6 protein-coding genes are annotated in these 5,870 nt (G+C 67.1%); 3 read left to right on the forward strand and 3 right to left on the reverse strand.

The genetic code is table 11. The features are described from left to right. Together B1964_RS15505 and B1964_RS15510 are read left to right on the forward strand one after the other, a co-directional pair. The coding region (locus tag B1964_RS15505) for a TetR-like C-terminal domain-containing protein (RefSeq protein ID WP_139765749.1) at positions 1-533 on the forward strand (533 nt) is incomplete at its 5' end. 121 nt (positions 534-654) lie between these two features. Next, complete coding sequence (locus B1964_RS15510; protein ID WP_014359401.1) at positions 655-1,512, forward strand: Bax inhibitor-1/YccA family protein; 858 nt, start codon at positions 655-657, stop codon at positions 1,510-1,512. 69 nt (positions 1,513-1,581) lie between these two features. Here B1964_RS15510 and B1964_RS15515 read toward each other — a convergent pair whose 3' ends face one another. Beyond that, positions 1,582-2,805: an acetyl-CoA C-acetyltransferase gene (locus B1964_RS15515; protein WP_079930403.1), complete on the reverse strand. Its 1,224-nt coding sequence runs from the start codon at positions 2,803-2,805 to the stop codon at positions 1,582-1,584. 59 nt (positions 2,806-2,864) lie between these two features. Then, positions 2,865-3,467: a TetR/AcrR family transcriptional regulator gene (locus tag B1964_RS15520; RefSeq protein ID WP_079930404.1), complete on the reverse strand. Its 603-nt coding sequence runs from the start codon at positions 3,465-3,467 to the stop codon at positions 2,865-2,867. Between the two features lie 85 nt (positions 3,468-3,552). On the opposite strand from B1964_RS15520, the gene B1964_RS15525 reads away from it, so the two are divergent. Beyond that, positions 3,553-4,968 carry an MDR family MFS transporter gene (locus B1964_RS15525; RefSeq protein ID WP_079930405.1) on the forward strand — a complete coding sequence of 472 codons (1,416 nt, stop codon included), beginning with the start codon at positions 3,553-3,555 and terminating at the stop codon, positions 4,966-4,968. Between the two features lie 19 nt (positions 4,969-4,987). Here the strand turns inward: B1964_RS15525 and B1964_RS15530 are convergent. Beyond that, positions 4,988-5,870 (reverse strand): SGNH/GDSL hydrolase family protein (locus B1964_RS15530; protein WP_216354250.1); only part of this gene is annotated, 883 nt, incomplete at its 5' end.

The raw sequence follows: 5,870 nt of genomic DNA on the forward strand, positions 1-5,870 counted from the left end.
TGACGCCGCCATCGATCTATTTGCACTTCGCCGACAAGGACGCACTTCTCGACGCCGTGTGCGCCCACTACTTCGAGCAACTCGACGAGAAACTGGCCGACGCCGAGCACTGTGTGGCCGACCCGCTGGAGCGGGCGTTGAGCCTCGGGATGGCCTATATCCGGTTCGCGCTGTCGACCCCGGTGCTGTACCGGCAGGCGTTTTCCCGCGTCACCGCCGACACCCCGACACGGGTCGACGAGGTGCTCGCCACGTCGGCGGTCGTACGGTTCTCCCGCACCGTGAGCGAACTCGCCGAGGCGGGGATGTTCGAGGCCGAGGAGGTTGCTGACATCGTGCTCGAATGGTGGTCGGCCGCCCACGGTATTGCCTCGCTGATGATCTCCAAACCCAGCCTGAACTGGGGTGACGACCTCGATCGTGCTGAGACGATGCTGCGGTCGATGTGTCTGGGCCGGGCCGTGATGGGTGTGACCGCAGCCCGAGAGCCTGACGAGGTCCGCAGGCTGCTGACCGAGTTGGGCACCCGCTGACCGATTTGTCGGACCCGGCTTCTGACACGAATGGTCAAGAGAAGGTAAAGTCGGAACTCTGACGGGTGATCGCCCGTTGTCCAGACGAGATACCCACTCACGTTCAGATAGGGAGCGCCAGGTGCGAGATAGCAGCAATCCGGTGATGCGCGGCGTGGTCCGCGACAATCAGACCGCCGGCGGCTATGCGGGCTTCGGCACCGGTGCGGCCGGTGCCGGTCAGGCAGCCATGTACAACCAGTACGGCCAGCAGGTGCCGCCGTACACCCAGCAGCCCACCACCACGACCCGGCAGCTCACCATCGATGACGTCGTCACCAAGACCGCCATCACCCTGGGCGTACTCACCATCTCGGCGATCGCGGCCTACTTCCTGGTGTCGGCGAACGAAGCGCTCGCGATGCCGCTGTTCGGCATCGGTGCCATCGTCGGGCTGGTCCTGGTATTGATCGCTTCGTTCGGGCGCAAGCAGGACAATCCGGCGATCGTGCTGGGGTATGCGGTGTTCGAGGGCTTGTTCGTCGGATCGATCTCCTACGTCTTCGCCAACTGGATGGTCAGCGGCACCAGTGCCGGCGCACTGATCGGGCAGGCCGTCCTGGGCACGTTCGGTGTGTTCTTCGGCATGTTGCTGGTTTACAAGGTCGGTGCGATCCGCGTGACCCCGCGGTTCACTCGGATGTTGTTCGCCGGGCTCATCGGGGTCATCGTGCTGATGGTCGGCAACCTGATCATGAGCCTGTTCACCGGCGGTGCCGGCATCCTGCGTGACGGTGGCCCGATCGCGATCATCTTCTCGCTGATCTGCATCGCGCTGGCCGCGTTCAGCTTCCTCGTCGACTTCGATGCCGCCGACCGCCTCATCCGGGCAGGCGCCCCCGACCGCGCCGCCTGGGGTGTGGCCCTGGGCCTGACGGTCACCCTGGTCTGGCTCTACGTCGAGATCCTGCGACTGCTGAGCTACTTCCAGTCGGACTAGTTCCTTCGGTACAAAAGAAACCCCGCTCCTTCTGCGAAGGAGCGGGGTTTCTTCTTTGTTCTGATCAGCTCAGCTCAGGCGCTCGAGCACCATTGCCATGCCCTGGCCGCCACCGACGCACATCGACTCGATGCCAAAGGTCTTGTCGTGGGTCTGCAGGTTGTTCAGCAGTGTGGTGGTGATGCGGGCACCGGTCATGCCGAAGGGATGGCCGAGGGCGATCGCACCGCCGGAGACGTTGAGCTTGTCGTGGTCGATGCCGAGGGCGTCGGCCGAGCCGAGCACCTGCACCGCGAAGGCCTCGTTGATCTCGACCAGGTCGATGTCGGACAACGACATCCCCGACACCTTCAACACCTTGCGGATCGCCTCGATCGGGCCGAGTCCCATGATCTCCGGCGACAGTCCGGTCGCGGCGGTGGCGACCACCCGGGCCAACGGGGTCAGCCCGAGCGCTTTGGCCTTGGTGTCGCTCATGATCACCAGGGCGGCCGCGCCGTCGTTGAGCGGGCAGGCGTTGCCCGCGGTGATGGTGCCGTCGGGGCGGAACACCGGCTTGAGCTGGCTGACCTTCTCATAGGTGGTGCCGGCGCGCGGACCGTCGTCGGTGCTGACCACGGTGCCGTCGGGCAGGGTCACCGGATCGATCTCGCGCTCGAAGAAGCCGGCCTCGATGGCCTCTTCTGCGAGGTTCTGGCTGCGCACACCCCAACGATCCTGATCCTCGCGGGAGATGCCGGTGAAGCTCGCGACATTCTCGGCGGTTTGACCCATCGCGATGTAGACGTCGGGCAGGATGCCGTCCTCACGCGGATCGTGCCACGCCGGGGCACCGCCCTGAGCGGTCTTCTCGGTGCGGGCGATCGCGTCGTCGAAGATGGGGTTCTTGGAGTTCGGGGCGCCGTCGGCACCACCGGAGATCCCGAAGCTCGAGACGCTTTCGACGCCGCCGGAGATGAAGACGTCACCTTCGCCGGATCGGATGGCGTGCAACGCCATCCGGGTGGTCTGCAGCGACGACGAGCAGTAGCGGTTCACCGTGACACCGGGGATGTGGTCGTAGCCGAGTTCGACGGCGAGCACGCGGCCGATGTTGTAGCCACCCTGTCCGGCGGGCTGGCCGATACCCCAGTGGATGTCCTCGATGTCGGTCGGGTCGAGTTCGGGAACCTTCGCCAGTGCGGCGGCAATCATCTGGCGAGAGAGCTCGTCGGGGCGGATGTCCTTCAGGGACCCCTTCCCGGCGCGGCCGATCGGGGAGCGGGCATGGGCGACAATCACGGCTTCAGGCATGTGGCCCAGATTACTGGACCGCGCGATGCGGCCGATCGGGCGCCATCGGGTGCGGGCGGCTATCCGGGGCCAGGCGTGACCAACGGCAGGAAGACCTCGTCGACGATCTCCTCAAGCGTCTCATCGGCAACCGGTGCCAGCGTCATCATCACCTCATGACGGTAGAGGTCGAACGGCACCGCGACCACTCGCGCGGTGAGCCGGGCCGGGTCGACCTCGCCGCGCGCCACCGCTCGCTCGAGGATCGTGTCGAGGTTCGACGGCCGACCGCCGAACAGCACCGCGCGGAGATCGCGTGGGGTCTCCCCGGTTTCGGCGTAGAACTCGCCGAGCGCGGCGCTGAGCATGACCAGGAAGTTCGACCGGTTGCGGTTGGCGTCGCGTAACGCGGCCAGCAGATCGCCACGCAGCGTCCCGGTATCGGCGAGGACAGGAGCGGCCAGCTCGCCGCGGCGTCGGATTACCGCACGCACCAGGTCCGCGCGGTCGGACCATCGGCGATAGAGCACCGGTCGGCTCGTGCCCGCTCGCTCGGCCACCGCCTCGAACGTCAGACCGCCGTAACCGCGGGCACGCAATTGATCCCATGCGGCGTCGAGGATCGCCGCCTCGAGTTCCGCCCCACGGCGACGGGTCGGTTTCGCCCGCTCCTCAAGATCCACTTGCGTATCTTATCGCGCCGGTCTACGGTCGAGAAATAGATACACCAATGTATCTTAATGACTCTATGGGGAACGAGGCCCGCTCATGTCCACCGTGCGGCACGACGAAGGTGCGAACGGCCACGAGACCGTCGGCGAAACGCCGCCGACGCAGGAGGTACCGCGCGAGGTCCGGAGGGTGGCGATCGCGGTCATCGTCGGACTCGTCGCGCCGATTCTGGACACCACGATCGTGACCATCGCGCTCGACGCGTTGAGTCGGGATCTGCACGCGACGGTGAGCACCGTGCAATGGGTGAGTACGGGGTATCTTCTCGCACTCGCGGTGGCTGTTCCGCTGGCGGGTTGGGCGGCAACCCGATTCGGCTCCCGCGCAGCATGGACTGGCGGGCTCGTGCTGTTCCTCGCCGGATCGGTGATGTGCGCGGCGTCGTGGAACATCGACTCGCTCATCGCCTTTCGGGTGATCCAGGGATTCGGTGCCGGGCTGATCATGCCACTGATGACGTCGATCCTGGTGGCGGCCTCCGGCGGGGTGGCACTGGGCCGACTGGTGGCGATGGTGAGTCTGCCGACGGCGCTCGGGCCGATCCTCGGGCCGGTGGTCGGCGGGATCATCCTGAACTGGCTCGATTGGCGATGGCTGTTCCTGGTCAACGTGCCGTTGTGCATCGCCGCGCTGATCCTGGCGAGACGTATCCCCGTCGACCGTAGCTCCACGGCTCCGCTCGACGTACTCGGACTGCTCCTACTTGCACCCGGGCTGGCGGCGTTGCTGCTCGGTCTCTCCAACGCGCACAACGGAATCGGGCAGATGGATGTGATCGTTCCGGTCGCCGCGGGCGTGGTGTTGACCGCCGCCTTCACCTGGCATGCGCTGCGTCGGAATGGAGTCGCCCTGGTCAACGTCGGCGAATTGCGGCGGCGTTCGGTGAGCGTCTCATCGCTTGGATTGTGCTTCTTCGGCATTGCCTCCTTTGGTGCGATGTTCTTGATGCCCTTGTACTTTCAGCAGGTCAGGGGTGACTCGGTCCTGCAGGCCGCGCTCGTGCTCATCCCGCAGGGGGTCGGGGCGCTGGCCACCCGGAGCCTGGCCGGACGGTTCACCGACACGATCGGCGCACGGTGGGTTGCGGTCACCGGCTTCGCGGTGGTGGCCGCGGCGACGGTTCCGTTCGCGGTCGCCGGCGATCACACCAACACGGTCTGGCTGATGGTGGTCCTCCTCGTTCGCGGCTTCGGTCTCGGGACGCTGCTGTCGCCGCTGATGTCGGCCGGCTTCATCGGATTGCCGGGTTCGGCACGTCACGACGTCAGCATGCTGAACCGGACCTTCCAACAGGTGGGCGGATCGTTCGGCACGGCCCTGCTCGCGGTGGTGTTGACCGCGCGGATGGGTGGGGGCACCGGATTCCACGACGCGTTCTGGTGGGCTGCGGGTCTCGCCGCTGTCGGCGCCGCGGTTTCGCTGCTGCTGCCCGACGGCCGCGCCGTCGTCTGAGGGCGTCGGCGGGCGATGCTCAGCGCACCGTGCGCGCGATCCGCAGGACCCTCTCGGTGAGTTTGCTGTTGTCCACCGACGGCGACACCTCGGGTGGCTCGGGCAGCGGCTCGGGACCCCACTCGCCGAGCGCCGCGAGCACCTCCGGAAGCAGTATGTCGGCAGCGAGGGAGTATCCGTCGGCCGACGGGTGGTAGCGGTCGAAGGAGAACATTCGGTCCGGGGCGTCGCGGAAGTCCTCCGCCAGCAGATCGGCCATCGGGACCGCACGCCCGCCTGCCGAGACGACCGCGGCCTTCTGCCGCGCGGCCAGTCGCATGCCCCATATCCGCAGCACCGAGCGCAGCGGTTGGGGGATCGCGGTGATCACACCGAAATCGGGGCACGTACCGACCACCACCTGGGCGTCGATGGCGCGCAATCTGCTCACCGCCGACCGGAGTCGGCCCGCCGAGGCGCGAACGCCGTTGCGGGCGGTGACATCGTTGGCGCCCACCAGGATCACCGCGATGTCGGGACGGTCACCGGCGATGAGCATGGCGTCGATCTGCGCGGCCAAGCCCTTCGACGTCGCGCCGACGATCGCCTTGTTGCTGTAGCGCACCACGTGCCCGGTCTCGACCGCCACTCGACGGGCCACCCGTGCGCCCGGGGTCTGCGCGCCGGTGTCGGCGCCGAGACCGGCGGCGGTGGAATCCCCGAACACCGCGAGATGTAGCTCGATCTCGTCACGATTGTCGCGGGTGACCCGATGCGGGCCGCTGCCGTCCGGGCGATAGATCCCGTCACCGTCGGGAGCGTTGTCGGTGCGGTGCGGGATGACGGTGCGCGTCTTCTGCGCCTGCCACACCAGCAGGTTGTAGCCGCCCCACGTGATGCCCGCAGCGGCGGGCGTCGCGGCC

Origin of the sequence: Gordonia sp. i37 (assembly GCF_002043085.1) — a bacterium.
Classification (GTDB): domain Bacteria; phylum Actinomycetota; class Actinomycetes; order Mycobacteriales; family Mycobacteriaceae; genus Gordonia; species Gordonia polyisoprenivorans.

Coding starts and splice junctions, on each gene's coding strand:
- B1964_RS15515 (WP_079930403.1), bottom strand. CDS start 2,805: ATGCCTGAAGCCGTGATTGTCGCCCATGCCCGCTCCCCGATCGGCCGC.
- B1964_RS15525 (WP_079930405.1), top strand. CDS start 3,553: ATGTCCACCGTGCGGCACGACGAAGGTGCGAACGGCCACGAGACCGTC.